Origin of the sequence: Rossellomorea arthrocnemi, from assembly GCF_904424705.1 — a bacterium.
GTDB classification, from domain to species: domain Bacteria; phylum Bacillota; class Bacilli; order Bacillales; family Bacillaceae_B; genus Rossellomorea; species Rossellomorea arthrocnemi.
In genome coordinates this window covers 397114-413524 of record NZ_CAJGBF010000002.1, presented here as the reverse complement: position 1 = coordinate 413524, position 16411 = coordinate 397114, and the positions used below count along the sequence as shown (strand labels likewise).

The 16411-nt window shown below is 42.4% G+C and carries 20 protein-coding genes; 16 read left to right on the top strand and 4 right to left on the bottom strand.

Translation table 11 applies throughout. From position 1 onward, the window contains the following. The first annotated feature begins 103 nt into the window (after positions 1-103). The 8 genes from mltG (at position 104) to BAA9072_RS05040 (ending at position 8449) form a co-directional block, all read left to right on the top strand. Complete coding sequence (mltG, locus tag BAA9072_RS05075) at positions 104-1246, top strand: endolytic transglycosylase MltG (protein WP_201713579.1); 1143 nt, start codon at positions 104-106, stop codon at positions 1244-1246. Between the two features lie 191 nt (positions 1247-1437). Continuing rightward, a complete protein-coding gene (locus BAA9072_RS05070; RefSeq protein WP_201713578.1) occupies positions 1438-2085 on the top strand; it encodes an O-methyltransferase in 648 nt (215 codons plus the stop codon). Beyond that, on the top strand, positions 2082-3011 hold the full coding sequence (locus BAA9072_RS05065; RefSeq protein WP_201713577.1) for a peptidase U32 family protein: 930 nt from the start codon (positions 2082-2084) through the stop codon (positions 3009-3011). The genes BAA9072_RS05070 and BAA9072_RS05065 overlap by 4 nt, the downstream gene beginning before the upstream one ends. A gap of 37 nt (positions 3012-3048) precedes the next feature. Further along, positions 3049-4326: a peptidase U32 family protein gene (locus BAA9072_RS05060; protein ID WP_201713713.1), complete on the top strand. Its 1278-nt coding sequence runs from the start codon at positions 3049-3051 to the stop codon at positions 4324-4326. A 5-nt stretch (positions 4327-4331) separates the two neighbouring features. After that, positions 4332-4967, top strand: coding sequence for a uridine kinase (gene udk / locus BAA9072_RS05055; RefSeq protein ID WP_138778042.1), 636 nt, complete (start codon positions 4332-4334; stop codon positions 4965-4967). 171 nt (positions 4968-5138) lie between these two features. Beyond that, positions 5139-5615 carry a transcription elongation factor GreA gene (gene greA / locus BAA9072_RS05050; RefSeq protein ID WP_201713576.1) on the top strand — a complete coding sequence of 159 codons (477 nt, stop codon included), beginning with the start codon at positions 5139-5141 and terminating at the stop codon, positions 5613-5615. Positions 5616-5704: 89 nt separating this feature from the next. Next, entirely contained in the window at positions 5705-7450 is a 1746-nt protein-coding gene (locus BAA9072_RS05045) for a peptidoglycan D,D-transpeptidase FtsI family protein (RefSeq protein WP_201713575.1), read from the top strand. A 288-nt stretch (positions 7451-7738) separates the two neighbouring features. Then, entirely contained in the window at positions 7739-8449 is a 711-nt protein-coding gene (locus tag BAA9072_RS05040) for a YrrS family protein (RefSeq protein ID WP_201713574.1), read from the top strand. 48 nt (positions 8450-8497) lie between these two features. Here BAA9072_RS05040 and BAA9072_RS05035 read toward each other — a convergent pair whose 3' ends face one another. After that, positions 8498-8704 carry a DUF2536 family protein gene (locus tag BAA9072_RS05035; RefSeq protein WP_201713573.1) on the bottom strand — a complete coding sequence of 69 codons (207 nt, stop codon included), beginning with the start codon at positions 8702-8704 and terminating at the stop codon, positions 8498-8500. Positions 8705-8891: 187 nt separating this feature from the next. Here BAA9072_RS05035 and BAA9072_RS05030 point away from each other — a divergent pair, with 187 nt between their 5' ends. From BAA9072_RS05030 to BAA9072_RS05000, 7 genes are all read left to right on the top strand, one after another. Next, positions 8892-9530: a class I SAM-dependent DNA methyltransferase gene (locus tag BAA9072_RS05030; RefSeq protein ID WP_201713572.1), complete on the top strand. Its 639-nt coding sequence runs from the start codon at positions 8892-8894 to the stop codon at positions 9528-9530. A gap of 15 nt (positions 9531-9545) precedes the next feature. After that, positions 9546-10238: a 5'-methylthioadenosine/S-adenosylhomocysteine nucleosidase gene (mtnN, locus tag BAA9072_RS05025; RefSeq protein ID WP_201713571.1), complete on the top strand. Its 693-nt coding sequence runs from the start codon at positions 9546-9548 to the stop codon at positions 10236-10238. A 137-nt stretch (positions 10239-10375) separates the two neighbouring features. Continuing rightward, a complete protein-coding gene (locus tag BAA9072_RS05020; protein WP_201713570.1) occupies positions 10376-11299 on the top strand; it encodes a PLP-dependent cysteine synthase family protein in 924 nt (307 codons plus the stop codon). A 2-nt stretch (positions 11300-11301) separates the two neighbouring features. Next, positions 11302-12438, top strand: a complete 1137-nt coding sequence (locus BAA9072_RS05015; protein WP_201713569.1) for a bifunctional cystathionine gamma-lyase/homocysteine desulfhydrase — start codon at positions 11302-11304, stop codon at positions 12436-12438. Positions 12439-12540: 102 nt separating this feature from the next. Continuing rightward, complete coding sequence (locus BAA9072_RS05010) at positions 12541-12774, top strand: YrhC family protein (RefSeq protein WP_201713568.1); 234 nt, start codon at positions 12541-12543, stop codon at positions 12772-12774. Positions 12775-12848: 74 nt separating this feature from the next. Next, positions 12849-13223, top strand: coding sequence for a hypothetical protein (locus BAA9072_RS05005; protein WP_201713567.1), 375 nt, complete (start codon positions 12849-12851; stop codon positions 13221-13223). A 417-nt stretch (positions 13224-13640) separates the two neighbouring features. Next, positions 13641-13781: a YrzI family small protein gene (locus tag BAA9072_RS05000; protein WP_201713566.1), complete on the top strand. Its 141-nt coding sequence runs from the start codon at positions 13641-13643 to the stop codon at positions 13779-13781. A 477-nt stretch (positions 13782-14258) separates the two neighbouring features. Here BAA9072_RS05000 and sigK read toward each other — a convergent pair whose 3' ends face one another. Further along, positions 14259-14975, bottom strand: coding sequence for an RNA polymerase sporulation sigma factor SigK (sigK, locus tag BAA9072_RS04995; protein ID WP_201713565.1), 717 nt, complete (start codon positions 14973-14975; stop codon positions 14259-14261). 190 nt (positions 14976-15165) lie between these two features. On the opposite strand from sigK, the gene BAA9072_RS04990 reads away from it, so the two are divergent. Next, positions 15166-15303 (top strand): hypothetical protein, encoded by a 138-nt coding sequence (locus BAA9072_RS04990; protein ID WP_201713564.1) that lies wholly within the window; start codon positions 15166-15168, stop codon positions 15301-15303. A gap of 68 nt (positions 15304-15371) precedes the next feature. Here BAA9072_RS04990 and pssA read toward each other — a convergent pair whose 3' ends face one another. Next, the gene (gene pssA / locus BAA9072_RS04985) at positions 15372-15911 is read right to left on the bottom strand and encodes a CDP-diacylglycerol--serine O-phosphatidyltransferase (protein WP_201713563.1); all 540 of its coding nucleotides are present in this window, start codon (positions 15909-15911) and stop codon (positions 15372-15374) included. A gap of 359 nt (positions 15912-16270) precedes the next feature. Beyond that, positions 16271-16411: a sporulation histidine kinase inhibitor Sda gene (sda, locus tag BAA9072_RS04980; RefSeq protein WP_044339579.1), complete on the bottom strand. Its 141-nt coding sequence runs from the start codon at positions 16409-16411 to the stop codon at positions 16271-16273.

The following is a 16411-nucleotide window of genomic DNA, read 5'->3' as shown; positions in this document are numbered from 1 at the left end:
TCTGCAGGTCCCTGTTTCACTTTGTGCAAAATATTGTATAATAGTGGAGATGATGTCGAATTACGTATAACGGATAGCCCGCTTTTTTGCTCGAAAGGGGGAAATGAAAGCTTTGGAAGAAAAGAAAAAGATAAAAGACACACTCATGAAGAAATTACTAGAGAGACAAGAGGAGGCCAAGGTCATTAGAAAAATAGTAGGACTTGTCATTCTGTGTCTTGTCATTCTCATTGGGGGGACGGCGATTGGCGGATACCTCTATGTGAATTCCGCCTTGAAACCGGTGGATCCAGATAATACGGATCCGGTAAAAGTGGAAATACCCATTGGCTCCGGGGTGACGAGTATTGGAAATATCCTGGAGGACAAAGGGATCGTGAAGAATTCAACGGTCTTTAAATATTATGTGAAATTTAATAATGAAGCAGGATTCCAGGCGGGATCGTATGATTTGACGCCTTCCATGACCTTGAATGAAATTGTGAACAGCTTAAAGACTGGTAAGGTCATGAGAAAAGCAGAGTTTAAGATTACTATTCCAGAGGGATTGCAATTAGATCAAATCGCAGAAATCATTGCTGAAAAGTCCCCATATAAAAAAGATGAGGTAGAAAAGAAACTTAACGATAAGAAATGGCTCGAGCAATTAAAAAAGGAATATCCGGAACTGATTACAGACGAAATTTTAAAGAAAGAAATCAAACGGCCGCTGGAAGGATATCTCTATCCTGCGACGTACCCTTTTTATGAAAAGCACCCATCTTTAGACAGTATTCTAAAGAAAATGATTGCGCAAACGGATGAAGTACTGGCTCAATATCAGGAAGCCATGGCGGCAAACGGTTATACTCCTCATGAGCTTCTTACCCTTTCTTCCCTAATTGAGGAAGAAGCGACGGAAAAGGCTGACAGAGGGAAAATTTCAAGCGTCTTCTATAATCGTATGGAAGAAGGAATGCCTCTTCAGACAGATCCTACGGTGTTATATGCCTTAGGAAAACATAAGGAAAAGACCGTTTACAAAGATTTAAAAGTGGACTCACCTTATAACACGTATCAAGTGAAGGGATTGCCGCCGGGTCCGATTGCGAACGCAGGTGTGTCTTCAATTGAAGCAGCCTTGCAGCCTGAGGATACAGAGTATTATTATTTCCTGGCTGCTTCCAATGGGTCGGTTTATTACTCAGAAACGCTGGATGAGCATAACGAGAAAAAGGCAAAATACATTACCAACAAAAAAGATTAACCTGATGAGAAGAGGAAAGAAAAATTAGCTTTCCCCTTCTCTGTGTGGTAAAATAGTACAAGTTATTTTTATATACCTGCGTTATTTTGAGAGGCGTGTGAAGTAGAAAGCTCATTGTAGCTTTCTTCTTTTCATGTGAAGAAAGATGCGTTACCCGAAACCATTTATGAACATGATCGTGAGGCTTATATATGAACGAACAAGTGATTGGCTATATAGAATCAATTGTGAAAATAAGGCCGGCCTTAATTACTGAGATGGAACAATATGCAGTGGTTCACAGTGTACCCATTATGGAACTGGTCGGAATTGAAGCACTGTTGGGAATGTTACGGATCCAACAGCCGAAACGTATTCTGGAAATTGGTACGGCAATCGGATATTCAGCCCTGCGTATGGCTGAAGTGCTCCCAAAGGCGACAGTCGTCACACTTGAACGGGACGAAGGAAGGTTTGAAGCTGCACAAGGATTCCTTTCCCGCTCTCCAGATGGAAAGAGGGTTGTATCGATTTTCGGTGATGCACTGGAAGTCGCAGTAGAAGTGGAAAAACACGGACCATATGATGCCATCTTCATTGATGCTGCCAAAGGGCAGTACCTTAAATTCTTTGAGCTATACTCCAGTATGCTTTCGGAAAACGGCGTCGTCTACTCGGATAATGTCCTTTTCAAAGGTCTGGTTGCAGAGGAGCAGGTGGAACAGAAAAGAATTCGGAACATGGTTAAGAAGCTGCAGAATTATAATGCATGGCTGATGAATCATGAAGAGTTCGACACAAGTATTTTACCTGTAGGTGACGGGATCGCCATCAGTAAAAAAAGAGGTGAGCAACGATGAAAAAGCCGGAATTACTCGTTACCCCTACTTGTGTAAACGACATAGAGCCGTTGGCATCAGCCGGAGCGGATGCCTTCATGATTGGTGAACAGCGATACGGCCTGAGGCTTGCAGGGGAGTTCTCGAAGGAAGACGTAAGAGAATCCATTAGATTGGCTCACAAATACAATAAGAAAGTATATGTGGCAATGAATGCACTCTTTCATAACGACAAAATTGCTGAGTTGGATGATTATATTGCATTTCTTAAAGATACGGATGCGGATTCCGTTGTATTCGGTGATCCCGCTGTACTGATGGCTGCACGTGAAGTGGCGCCGGAGATGAAGCTTCACTGGAATACAGAAACGACGGCAACGAATTGGTACACGTGTAATTATTGGGGCAGAAAAGGGGCAAAACGTGCAGTACTGGCACGTGAATTGAGCATGGATGCTATTGTGGAAATGAAAGAAAATGCCGAGGTGGAAATCGAGGTCCAGGTACATGGGATGACCTGCATGTTCCAATCAAAACGCTCATTACTCGGAAATTATTTTGAATATCAGGGTAAAGTGATGGAGATTGAGAACCGGAAAGAACAACGAAATATGTTTTTACACGATGAGGAGCGTCATAACAAGTATCCCATCTTTGAAGACAGCAACGGCACGCATATCATGAGCCCGAATGATATGTGCATCATTGATGAGCTTGGGGAAATGATGGAAGCGGGTGTAGACTCTTTCAAAATTGATGGAGTGTTGAAATCCTTTGACTATATCCTAAAAGCGACGAAACTTTATCGTATGGCCATTGATCTATGTGCGGCTGACGAAGATCGATACGAAGAACAGAAAGACGATCTTCTAGAGGAAGCGAAAAGTCTGCAGCCGGATAATCGTCCTTTGGATACAGGGTTCTTCTTTAAAGAAACCGTGTACTAAGAACAACATGTAGATTGATCAGAACGGAGGAATTATGATGACCACGGTTGTGAAAAAACCGATATCGAAGCTTGTGGACGGAAAGCGTGTCATTGTGAAGAAACCTGAATTACTCGCTCCTGCTGGTAATCTGGAAAAGTTGAAGATTGCTGTCCATTATGGTGCAGATGCCGTCTATATCGGCGGACAGGAATATGGTCTGCGTTCAAATGCCGGTAATTTCACCTTTGAAGATATGAAAGAAGGCGTGGAGTTTGCAAGGCAATATGGTGCGAAGATTTATGTGACGACGAATATCTACGCTCATAATGAGAATATGGATGGACTGGAAGAATATCTTCGCGGTCTAGAGGAAGCAGGGGTAGCAGGAATCATTGTGGCAGACCCCCTTATCATTGAGACATGCAGGAGGGTGGCACCGAATGTCGAGGTACATCTGAGCACACAGCAATCCCTTTCAAACTGGAAAGCTGTCCAGTTCTGGAAAGAAGAAGGACTTGATCGAGTCGTGTTGGCCCGTGAAGCAAGCGGCAGAGAAATCCAGGAAATGAAAGAAAAAGTGGATATTGAGATTGAGACCTTTATACATGGAGCGATGTGCATTGCATACTCCGGGCGTTGTACATTAAGTAACCATATGACAGCCAGGGATTCAAACCGAGGCGGCTGCTGTCAGTCATGCCGATGGGATTATGATTTATATGAAGTGAACCAAGGGGAGGAAAATCCTCTTTTCAATCAGAATGATGCTCCTTTTGCCATGAGTCCGAAAGATCTTAAGCTCGTCGAATCGATTCCGGGAATGATTGAATTGGGTATCGACAGCTTGAAGATTGAAGGACGAATGAAGTCCATTCACTACGTGGCCACTGTCGTAAGTGTATACCGAAAAGTGATGGATGAATACTGTAAAGATCCAGACAACTTCAAGATTCAGCAGGAATGGCTGGACGAATTGGAGAAGTGCGCGAATCGTGACACTGCCCCCGCATTTTTTGAAGGGGTACCGGGATTCAAAGAGCAGATGTTCGGCGTTCATAACAAGAAAAATACAAATTATGAATTTGTCGGTCTTGTATTGGACTATGACGAAGAAACTCAACTGGTCACCCTGCAGCAGCGGAACCATTTTAAGACGGGACAGGAAGTGGAATTCTTCGGTCCAGAAATCCAAAACTTTACACAAGTAGTAGAGACGATGTGGGATGAGCGGGGAAATGAGCTTGATGTTGCCCGTCACCCGTTACAAATTGTGAAATTCAAGGTTCATCAGCGAGTCTATCCTGATAACATGATGCGAAAGGAGAACACCTAATACTTATGAAGCATAAACCCGTTGTGATTGGTGTAGCAGGAGGATCAGGCTCTGGTAAAACGAGTGTAACCAAAGCCATTTATGAGCAATTTCAAGGACATTCGATTTTAATGCTGCAACAGGATTATTACTATAAAGATCAATCGAATCTACCTTTTGAAGAACGTTTGAAAACCAACTATGATCATCCGTTAGCCTTTGATAACGATCTATTGATCCAACATTTGCACGGTCTTTTAGATCATCAGGCTGTTAATAAACCGGTATATGATTATAAAATGCACACCCGTTCTGAGGATACGATTCTCGTTGAACCGAAAGATGTCATTATTTTAGAAGGAATTTTAGTATTAGAAGATGAAAGATTGCGTAACTTAATGGATATTAAGTTATATGTCGATACAGACGCCGATCTCCGGATTATCAGAAGAATGCTTCGAGATATTAAAGAGCGCGGCCGCTCCATCGATTCCGTGATTGATCAATACATCACAGTTGTCCGTCCTATGCATAACCAGTTCATTGAACCGACGAAGCGATATGCCGATGTGATCATCCCTGAAGGTGGCCATAATCATGTGGCAATCGATTTAATGGTAACAAAAATTCAAACAATTCTTGAACAAAAGTCATTTTTGTAATACGATAGCATAGATAAAGACATATAAGCGAGATTACATTTTCCCACATTGTAAAGAAGCAGGGAATGGAGTGAGAAGATATTCTCCCTCCATTCCCTCCCTTTACATACGTAGCACATTTACATAGAGAGCATGGGGAAGCTCTTAGATAGAAAAGGAGTGAAGAGGGTCATGAGTACAGAAAAAGTATTTCCGATGACAGCAGAAGGTAAAGAGAAGTTAGAAAAAGAACTGGAGAATTTGAAAACGGTTAAACGTAAAGAAGTGGTTGAGCGTATTAAAATCGCCCGCAGCTTTGGAGACTTATCCGAGAACTCTGAATACGACGCAGCAAAGGATGAACAAGCATTCGTTGAAGGTCGTATTTCCACTCTGGAAAACATGATTCGCAATGCGAAAATCATACAAGAAGACGACATGAACTCAGATACAGTACAATTAGGTAAAAAAGTAACATTCGTAGAATTACCGGATGGAGACAAAGAAACATACACCATCGTCGGTAGTGCAGAAGCTGATCCATTCGAAGGAAAGATTTCAAATGATTCACCGATTGCTAAAAGCCTTCTGGGACATAAAATTGGCGCTGAAGTGAATGTTCAGACTCCAGGTGGGGAAATGAGCGTTAAGATTGTAGAAGTAAACTGATTATCTTGGAAGGGGCTCGAAATTGAGCCTCTTCTTTTTTTATGATTAATTCGCAGAAAACTCGTCAACAATGGGGACGAGGTGACAAAATGAAACGGAAACGAGTCAGGCTTTTCAGTATCGTCTTATTACTTGCTCTCTGTGCTCTTTCAGGGAGGTTGATGCAGTTGCAATTATTTCAAACTGAATCCTATTCCGAACATAAGATCAATCTTCTTGAAGAAAGTGTCGCACAAAGGACGCAGCAGTTGGTGATTGATGAAGGCCGGGGGGAGTTTCTCGATCGAAACGGTGATCCCCTTACGTTTACAGAAAAAAATGTCCTGGTACTGTTTCCCTTCCTCAAACAAATGGAATGGCCAGTAGAAGAAGTGGCAAATATTCTCCATATTCCTCCGCAAACGATTAAAACGAAAGTGGAGGAAGCAAAAGGGCCGATCATTTTCGGTGGGAAAGAGCCCTTAAGACTTTCGGAAGACCAGATGAGGGAGATTAATTCACTTGAAATCCAGGGAGTATTCGCCCTTGCGAAAAAGTTCAAAAGCAGTGAGGTCCCTGCTTCACAGTTGATTGGGGTGACAGGGGAAAATACAGAGGAATTTCACCGGCGATACCCTGACAGAGTAAAGGGAGCTAACCAAAAAATTGGGGTTTCAGGACTTCAAGAAAACTTTGATGAGTGGTTGGTTGCTGAAGAACAAGCAAAACTGATTTATCATGTGGATGCAATGGGTGGCCCATTATTCGGTGTCGATGTAAAGTATCTGGCACCAGCCAATCCCTTTTACCCCTTGAATGTGAAAACCACCATCGATGCAGGGATGCAGCTTGCTTTAGAAGAAGTGGCGGATACGTATCATATTCAAAAGGGAGGACTGCTGCTTCTTGATATTGAAAAAAGTGAAATACTTGCAAGCGTTTCAAGACCTTACATGAAAAGCCGTGATCCCTTTAATGGAGGAGCGACAAATTACATGCTGAAAGCGCTTATCCCGGGTTCTGTATTTAAGACAGTAGTGGCGGCTGCAGCCATGGATGAGGGGCTAGTGGACGAACGCAGAATTTTCCCATGTGATGAAGACATCCGTGGAGATGCGGCTGAAAAGCCGCATGGAAACATTAATATTAAGACAAGTATTGCAGTCAGCTGTAACCGGACGTTTGCTGACCTTGCAAAAGAACTCACGGAGAAGGATGATCATCTCCTGGATGAATATGCTGAGAAGATCGGGTTGCTTGGGGAGATTGCCTGGAAGGGGAACGTCTTTCATTACGAAAGCTTTCCACAGCTTCAAGTGAGCGAAGGGAGGATTTTCGTATCAGACGAAGAAAGAAAAGATCCGAATTACGTTTCCCAAACAGGGATTGGGCAAAGGGAGGTCCGTGTCACACCACTTGGCATCGCCAATATGATGGCCACGGTTGCCAGGGGGGGAGAAAAATTTCAGGTGAGTGCCGTGTCTTCAGTACAATATCAAAATGGAACGAATATGTTTGCCTTCCCTAAACAGAAAATTGAGGGGGAGACGATTACCCCGTTCACGGCCATGAAGCTCCAGCAGTACTTAAGAGGTGTGGTAAACTCACCGGAAGGAACGGCCCCCTACTTACAAACCGCCGCCTATACGATTGCAGGAAAAACGGGGACGGCACAGACAGGAAGCTTCCGGGGGGAAAAAGAATTATATAATAAGTGGTTCGCAGGCTATTTTCCCTTCGAAAAGCCCAAATACGCCCTGGTTGCCGTCAACATGGATGTAACCATCGATGAAGGAGGCATCTACCCTATCTTTAAGGACAGCGTCGATGCCATCTATAATCTCGAAAATCAATAATCACTTTGTAGTTTGCAGCGAAAGGTCCCTGGCCCCTGCAAGAAATAGAAGAAAGGTCGAGACCCTATAGACTCAATAAGGAGGCTCGACTTCCTACCCACTTGTGACTGGTGCAGAAAGGAAGTTCCATATTATTTCACTACGTTTCTAAACATCAAACTATGGCTATACAATAGTCCTGTGTCCTTTCTCCCTTTATAGCAGAATCACCCCATGTTGAGTGATGTTTCGCTTTATTCTTTTCCTCTTATCATGTTAAACTGTTTAGGATAATAGGGAGGGAACACAATGGCGAAATACCAATCTCGATTAGACAAACGATCTAAAAAGAATACAAATAAAATGTTAAACATAATGATTGCAGTCGTACTACTATTGATTGTTGTTGTAGGAGGCACCATCGTATTTGGCGGTGGCGGCGAAAAAGTAACGACGGACGAGGCGAAGAATACAGAAACCAAGGATGCTAACAGCAGTGACAAGGGGACGAAAGAGAAAGATAACTCCGTTTCCATGGATGAGAAAGACGATTCTAAGGATAAAGCGGACAATGAACAAAATGAGGAAGAAAAGAAAAAAGAGGATGAACAAAAGCAGGACGAATCCTCTGATGATAATCAAGATCGTGTCTCATTAGATGGGGAAGACGATAGCAAGCTTGAAGTGAAGGAAAGCACCGAACCCAATGTGAAGAAAACCATGGTTCATCCTGACTGGAAGCCTATCGGTACCGAGCAGACCGGTGAACATGTATCATCTTATGATGAAGGGACTGCCGACTGGCAGGAAAAAATTAAGGCAACGTCTTATGCAACGGGTATTCCAGAAGCCAACATGACTGTTTGGTGGATGGAAGGGAATGGCGGTCCTCAGAAGTCCATGGCAACCGTAACGGCTAAAGATACACAAACTCCATACAGGGTGTATCTGCAATGGGTTGACGGCAAAGGATGGCAGCCAACAAAAGTACAGGAATTAAAAGAAAATGATAAAGATTAATTTGTGATGAAAAAGGCTCTCCCAATTACTGGGAGAGCCTTTTTTGAATCATTTTTTCACTTTGAAATGAACCGCGGCACTGTACAATCTTCTGCCGTTCTCATCGATGGAAACGGCATGATCTACATGATGGACGCTCAGCATGATGGCTTTATTATGCTGGATTTGTTCGTCTATCTTCTTCTCCAATGTCCGCAAACTGTCGGCTTCAAAAAACTCCACTTTATCTTCTATTAACTCGAATGAAATATTCATGATAAACCTCCTACTAATGCATGATCTGAATAGAGTTGTCCCCTTTATTTTAGAGTTCCTTCCCTCTTTTGACAAATAATATTTGTTGAATAAGTCAGGAGAATATGATAATTTAATAACAGTTTTAATTTTAATTCATAGTATGTTTATAGGAATTATAAACTTAATGCAGCTGAGGTGCTAAACCATGGGTAGAGAATTTTTGGATTTGTTCCAGGATTGGGCAGATTCTTATGATGATACAGTGACAGGAAAAGATGTGGAATATCAAGCGGTATTCGAACACTATGAATCGATTCTTGACGAAGTGGCCTCCCGTGCAAAGGGGAGAGTCGTGGAGTTTGGACCCGGTACAGGAAATCTTACAAAAAAGTTGCTGGATGCGGGATTTGAAGTCATCCCTTTTGAACCTTCTCCTGAAATGAGAACGGTTGGAATGCAGAAACTTGGGGAACTGGTCACCTTCAGAGACGGTGATTTTCTGGACTTCTCTCTCGAAGAAAGAGCCGATTCCATTGTAAGTTCTTATGCATTTCATCATTTAACCGATGAAGAGAAGGGAAAAGCTTTCGGCATCTATGGAAAGCTTCTAGTACAAGGTGGTAAAATAGTATTTGCTGATACGATGTTTGAAACAGAGCAGCATTATCATGCCGCCATATCCCTTGCAATAAAGAAAGAGTATTATAATCTTGCTAGAGACCTTAAACGGGAATATTACACAACTCTTGATGTATTAAAAGACCGATTACGTGAGAATGGGTTTTCTGTAATGTTTCAGCAAGTGAATACGTTTGTGTGGATCATGGAGGCGACTAAACAGTAGAAAGAGGTTTAAGCAATGAAAATCGCCATCATCGGAGCAATGGAAGAAGAAGTAACCTTACTTAGAGAGAATATTTCAAACCCTACAGTGGAAACGATCGCAGGGTGTGAATATACAAGCGGTACTATGAGTGATAAAGAAGTGATTTTACTCCGATCAGGAATTGGAAAAGTGAATGCAGCCATGTCGACTGCCGTACTATTGCAACACTTCAAACCGGATTGCATCATCAACACTGGGTCAGCGGGAGGATTCGATCCTTCTCTAAATGTTGGGGATGTCGTCATTTCAACTGAAGTAAGACATCATGATGTGGATGTAACAGCTTTTGGATATGAATACGGTCAAGTCCCACAGCTTCCAGCCGCATTTGTGGCAGATGAGAAATTGAAACAAATTGCCATCGAAAGTGTTAAAGAGCTTGGAGACACACAGGTGGTTTCCGGATTGATAGCCACTGGAGATTCATTCATGAATGATCCCGTGCGGGTGGAGGCAATCCGTGATAAATTCACAGACTTGCAGGCAGTGGAAATGGAAGCGGCAGCCATAGCACAAGTAGCGCATCAATTTCATGTACCTTTTGTCATCATCCGATCTCTTTCGGACATCGCCGGTAAGGAATCGGATGTGTCCTTTGATCAATATTTGGATAAGGCTGCGCTTCATTCAGCTAAAATGGTCATGAATATCGTGAAATCTGCTTAACATACAAACTGAATATAGCTGACCCAGCCATCTTTCCCTCTCATGGGACCCGACTTGTTCTGTGAACAGTTCATTCATGAAATATGAGAGCGGATTGGTAGATGGGTCAGTTTTTGTTTTAAAGGGGGATTGAATATATGGACGTATATAAGAGTGTACATGACCTGATAGGGAATACACCGATTGTTGAATTGACACACTTCCCGCTGAAGGATGGTGTCCGCCTTTTTGCCAAGCTGGAATTTTTTAACCCCGGAGGCAGCGTGAAGGATCGATTGGGACTTGAGCTATTAAAAGACGCGGTTGTCAAAGATAAGATAAAGCCAGGGGGGACCCTGATCGAACCGACTGCAGGAAATACGGGAATCGGGCTGGCTTTAGCTGCCGTAAACTCAGGATATAAAGTGATATTCTGTATTCCCGAAAAATTCAGCATGGAAAAACAGGAACTGATGAAAGCTTTGGGAGCGGAAATTGTCCATACCCCTACTGAAGAAGGGATGAGGGGAGCCATTGCTAGGGCAGCTGAACTGGTGAATGAGATCCCGAACTCATATTCACCTCAGCAATTTGGAAATAAAGCCAACCCGGATACCTATTACAAAACATTGGGACCAGAAATCTGGAATCAGATGGATGGGCAGATTCATACATTTGTAGCCGGTGCAGGCACTGGGGGAACCTTCATGGGGACAGCCCGATATCTCAAGGAAAAGAAAGGAACCATTAAATCAGTGATCGTTGAACCCGAAGGATCCATCTTGAATGGGGGAAAATCAGGACCTCACAAAACAGAAGGCATCGGGATGGAGTTTCTTCCCGATTATATGGATCCAGATTATTTTGACAGCATTCATACCGTTACAGACAATGATGCATTCAGAAGAGTAAAAGACCTTGCAACCCTGGAAGGCCTGCTGGTCGGCAGTTCTTCCGGTGCAGCCCTCCACGCAGCACTCCTGGAGGCAGAAAATGCTGAAGCGGGAAGTCATATCATAACCATTTTCCCGGATTCAAGTGAACGATATTTAAGTAAAAAAATTTATCAAGGAGGAATCTAATCATGAAAAAGAAAACACAATTAATCCACGGAGGTATCCCGACAGATCCTCAAACAGGTGCCGTATCCACTCCCATTTACCAGGTGAGTACGTATAAGCAGGATGAAGTAGGGAAGCACAAAGGATTCGAATATTCACGTTCAGGAAACCCTACCCGTCACGCTCTTGAAGAGTTGATAAAAGATCTTGAAGGCGGTGAAAAAGGCTTTGCCTTCGGTTCTGGGATGGCGGCCATCACGGCGGTCATGATGATGTTCAACAGCGGGGATCATATCGTGATGACAGATGACGTGTACGGCGGGACGTACCGGGTCATGACCAAGGTGTTGAATCGAATTGGCATCGAATCTACATTCGTTGATACAAGTGATATTCCTACTATTGAACGTGCGATTCAGCCAAATACAAAGGCTATATACATTGAAACGCCTACGAATCCATTATTGAAAATCACAGATATCGAAGCGGCATCTTCCTTGGCTAAGAAACATAAACTGCTGACAATCGTTGATAATACATTCAGCACGCCATATTGGCAAAATCCGATCAGCTTAGGAGCAGACATTGTCCTCCACAGTGCAACGAAATATATTGGAGGGCACAGTGACGTGGTTGCGGGGCTGGTTGTTGTGAACTCCGAAGAACTGGCTGAAGAGTTATTCTTTGTACAGAATTCTACAGGAGGGGTTCTTGGACCCCAGGATTCATGGTTATTGATTCGTGGTATCAAAACCTTGGGACTGCGAATGGAAGAGCACGAACAAAACACCAAGAAAATCGTCGAATTCCTTACTGCACATCCTAAGGTCTCAAAGGTTTACTATCCTGGATTAGAAACTCATCCGAATCACGCCATTGCCAAGAAACAGGCATCAGGCTTTGGTGGTATGGTTTCATTTGATGTAGGCAGCGAAGAAAACGCAGACCGTCTGTTAACCAATACAAAATATTTCACATTGGCTGAAAGCCTCGGCGCTGTGGAAAGCTTAATTTCCGTCCCTGCCCGAATGACTCATGCGTCCATTCCGGCAGATCGTCGGAACGAACTTGGAATCACAGACGGCCTTGTTCGAATCTCTGTAGGTCTTGAAGATGCAGAAGACCTGATTGAAGATATTGATAACGCACTTTCCAAGTAAGTGAACCTGTGGCAGAACTGGTATCAATTACATGGTAGGCTGCATGCATTCGTATGTTACCATAGAATGAGAGTTTACTAGTTCTAAAGTAGGTGAATGCACGTGGAAAACAAAAAGACCATTCAACAAAAGATCGTTGACTTCAAACGATTTGGATTTACATTACTAGCACTTAGTGTCTTTATGTATTTAGGTGTTATCATCCCAACAGAAACGGTCACACCCGGCAAAATAATCACCCTCATGACAGGAACTGTTATTTTACTGGGAATGTCACTGTTCTTTTTCACAAAAGCAATCAAATATAAAAAAGATCTGCAATCAGCAGACGAATAGATCAGAAAAGCGGAGGCGGCTCGCACTGGCCCGACAAGCATAACAGGAAAATCCCAAAAGGCGTACTTGGCCTTATGGGATTTTTCAGTTATGACCTCGAGGGCCAAGCCGCCATAGCTGGACAAAAGAAAAGTGGAGGCGGCTCGCACTGGCCCGACAAGCATAACAGGAAAATCCCAAAAGGCGTACTTGGCCTTATGGGATTTTTCAGTTATGACCTCGAGGGCCAAGCCGCCGCAGCTGGACAAAAGAAAAGCGGAGGCGGCTCGCACTGGCCCGACAAGCATAACAGGAAAATCCCAAAAGGCGTACTTGGCCTTATGGGATTTTTCAGTTATGACCTCGAGGGCCAAGCCGGCGTAGCTGGACAAAAGAAAAGCGGAGGCGGCTCACACTGGCCCGACAAGCATAAGATGAATCGATCGGAAAGCCGTATTTTGCCTTTTTGATCGAATTAGCTTATGACCTCGAGGGCCAAGCCGGCGCAGCTGGATCAGAAGAAAAGCGGGTTCTCATGGGGACCTGCTTTTTTAGTATTGAAAATGTGGAAATTTGTAGAAAATATATTGAAGAAAAGAGTTTACTTTGTTGTAAGAATTGGATATACTAACCAATGTAAGAAAAAAACACAAAACGGGGAGGTCGAAGAAAATGTTCTTGCTTATTGGAAGTAACAACACAATTTCATATTGTTTTCATCATTCGACCACTTGTGGGATGTTCTGCGCTTAATTTGTAATCCATTAAATGATAGCCACAGGGAGAATGTAGTTCCCTGTGGCTTTTTTGTGCCACAAGGATCGGTCTCTTTGTGGCTTTTTACTTTGCCCTGCAGGCATGCAGGCACTTAGAAAGGGGTGATACGTATGACACTGAATCTTTTATTTATAACCGTAACCTTCAATAAGAAACAAGAAACGTTTGAAGAAGCTTCTCACAACGAAACAGTTACAAAAAGCTATGAAGAAACGAAAACAAAGCAGCAATACATGTCGCAATTGTTTTAAGCTTTAGGATCAACTAATGGAGAGGAGAATGAAAGATGATTTATATACAGGAGAAAATGCTGAATGCGCTATGGGTGGAGAAGGATACTGCCTAACGAAGCAGAAGGTGGTGGAAAGATGTTTTTAAATATTGTATTTTGGACGGCTTTCTTCCATAAAAAGAAGCCGGTCAGGAAATAAACAATGGAGGAGGATACCTTTAGGTGAGGGTATCCTCCTTTCGTTTCTGAGTTTAGTTACAAGTCACACATCTGTCAATTTTCAGTAATAAGTTGTTCACGAATGGGAGGGGAAATATCATTTTTTCGTGATACATTAATAGTAAGAAGTGTAGTTTAATAAGGGAGATGGATGACGATGTTTTCAATGATCATGGGTCTTGTCCTGACATCTGTGATTGGTTTGATCATTTCTGCTGAAGTCAGTGTAGAGTAGAGAAAATGAAAAGAAAAGCGGCCACTGGACCGCTTTTCTTTTTTAGGATTTATTTCGTTTTTCTTTTTCTTCACGATAAAATTCATGAAACATCTTCATGAGAGCCCTTTTTTCGATTCGTGATACATAGCTCCTCGAGATTCCCAGTTCCTTAGCAATTTCTCTTTGTGTTTTCTCTTCTTTTAAGTCCAGACCGAACCGCCCTACGATGACTTCCTTTTCCCTCTCGTCCAGTACACAAATATATTTTCTGACCTTTTCAAGCTCCATGCTCAATTGGATTGTATCAATGACATCATCGCTTTCAGATTTTAGAATATCGATTAAGCTGATTTCATTTCCTTCTTTATCCTGACCGATGGGATCGTGGAGGGAGACATCTTTCTTTGTTTTCTTAAGGGCGCGCAGGTGCATTAGTATTTCATTCTCGATACAACGGGCCGCATAGGTAGCAAGCTTTGTTCCTTTTCCTTCTGAATAACTTTCAATCGCTTTGATCAATCCAATGGTTCCGATGGAAATCAAATCTTCTGGATCTTCTCCCGTGTTTTCGAATTTCTTGACGATGTGCGCAACCAGCCTGAGATTATGTTCGATGAGCATGTTCCGTGCGTGCTCATCACCTTCCGCCATCAGCCTTAAATATTTTCGTTCATCTGCAGCGGATAGTGGCTGAGGAAAGGCATTATTCTTAACGTAAGAAACGAGGAAAATTAACTCTTTAAAAAAATACCCAAGTGCTGTTAGAACTCCAGGCATATTGACACCTCCCGAGGACTTTAGCCTATATTCATTCATATGATAAGGATGGTGTGTCCTTGCATGTCCGGTGAAAGTAATCGGGAAATGGAACATTTTTTCTTTGTGAAATCAAAAATATAGATGAAATCTGCCTATACGCTCTTTCCCTATGTACATATAATGATAATAAAAGTGAGGAGGTATGGTCATGCCTTATGGATATCCTTGTTACGGGCCGGTCTATCCAGGCTGCTATGGGGGAGGCGGATTCTACTTTGCATTAGTCGTTGTATTACTAATCTTGCTTTTCCTATTTGGTGGATGGTGGTACTGTAATTACTGTTAGTCTGTCAAATACAACATACTATCAAACAGAGCCCTGTTCAAAAATTGAACAGGGCTCTGTTATAGGCTTTACATCTTCTTCAATGTAAAAGGGCTGACCATTAATACAGATAGTGTGATGGTCATACATAAAATCAGCACATCTGATACAAACGGAATAGCCAAATAGAACAAGGTAAGAAAACAGCCGGCTGCGGTAATGGGCAATCCGGTAAAATAGCCGTCATTTTCCGAAATGTTGAAACGGGCCAATCGATAAGCACCACAGGCTAAATAGAAAATGGTGAAAAACATGCCTGGAAAATCAAACTGGCTGAGAGCTGCCGTATACAGAAGCAATGCCGGGGCAATGCCGAAGGAAATGATGTCACTCATGGAATCGAGCTGCTTTCCTAATTCTGACTCAATGTTTAATTTTCTTGCCACCATTCCATCGAACCGGTCAGTTAATGCAGCAACGAAAATGAGGATCAGACTTAAATGTAATTGATTATGAAGAATGGAAATAATAGCAAAACCACCTAATGATAAATTCGAAATGGTGATCAGGTTGGCTGTTTGAGTTTTAAGCTTTTTGAACGTTTGATCGACGAAGCCGGAGAGAAACAAACATCACTCAACTCCTTATCATTAAGTTTGCTCACTGTTGAACATGATGCGTGGCTAAAATATAACTTAACGAATCCTTGTTCAATCAGGTTTACAAGGATTGTTGCCTGACACAGTGAAAAAAGATACTTATAAATATAGTATATAATAATATTTTATTATATACTTATTAAACTGTTAAAGTTACCCGTTTTTTTGAATTCATGGATTGAATGCTCAGAGTCAGGCGGTTGAGGATGAACATACAGTCAATAAAGCAGTCTGAAATGTGACGAACGGTGGAAAGAAGCATTGAAGATTGCCTCTAATAAAAAAGAGGACGGATTTTAAACAAAACCGTCCCATTTCATGTTAATATTCTACGAAGTAGCTTTTATTTTATTTGTAAGAGATCGACGGTGAATTTCCATTTCGATGAGGCGAATGAATTCTGTATTGAGTTTCAACTCCAACGCTTTGAAATAAGAATCAATCAACAGTTCGTCCGATAATTTCCTCAT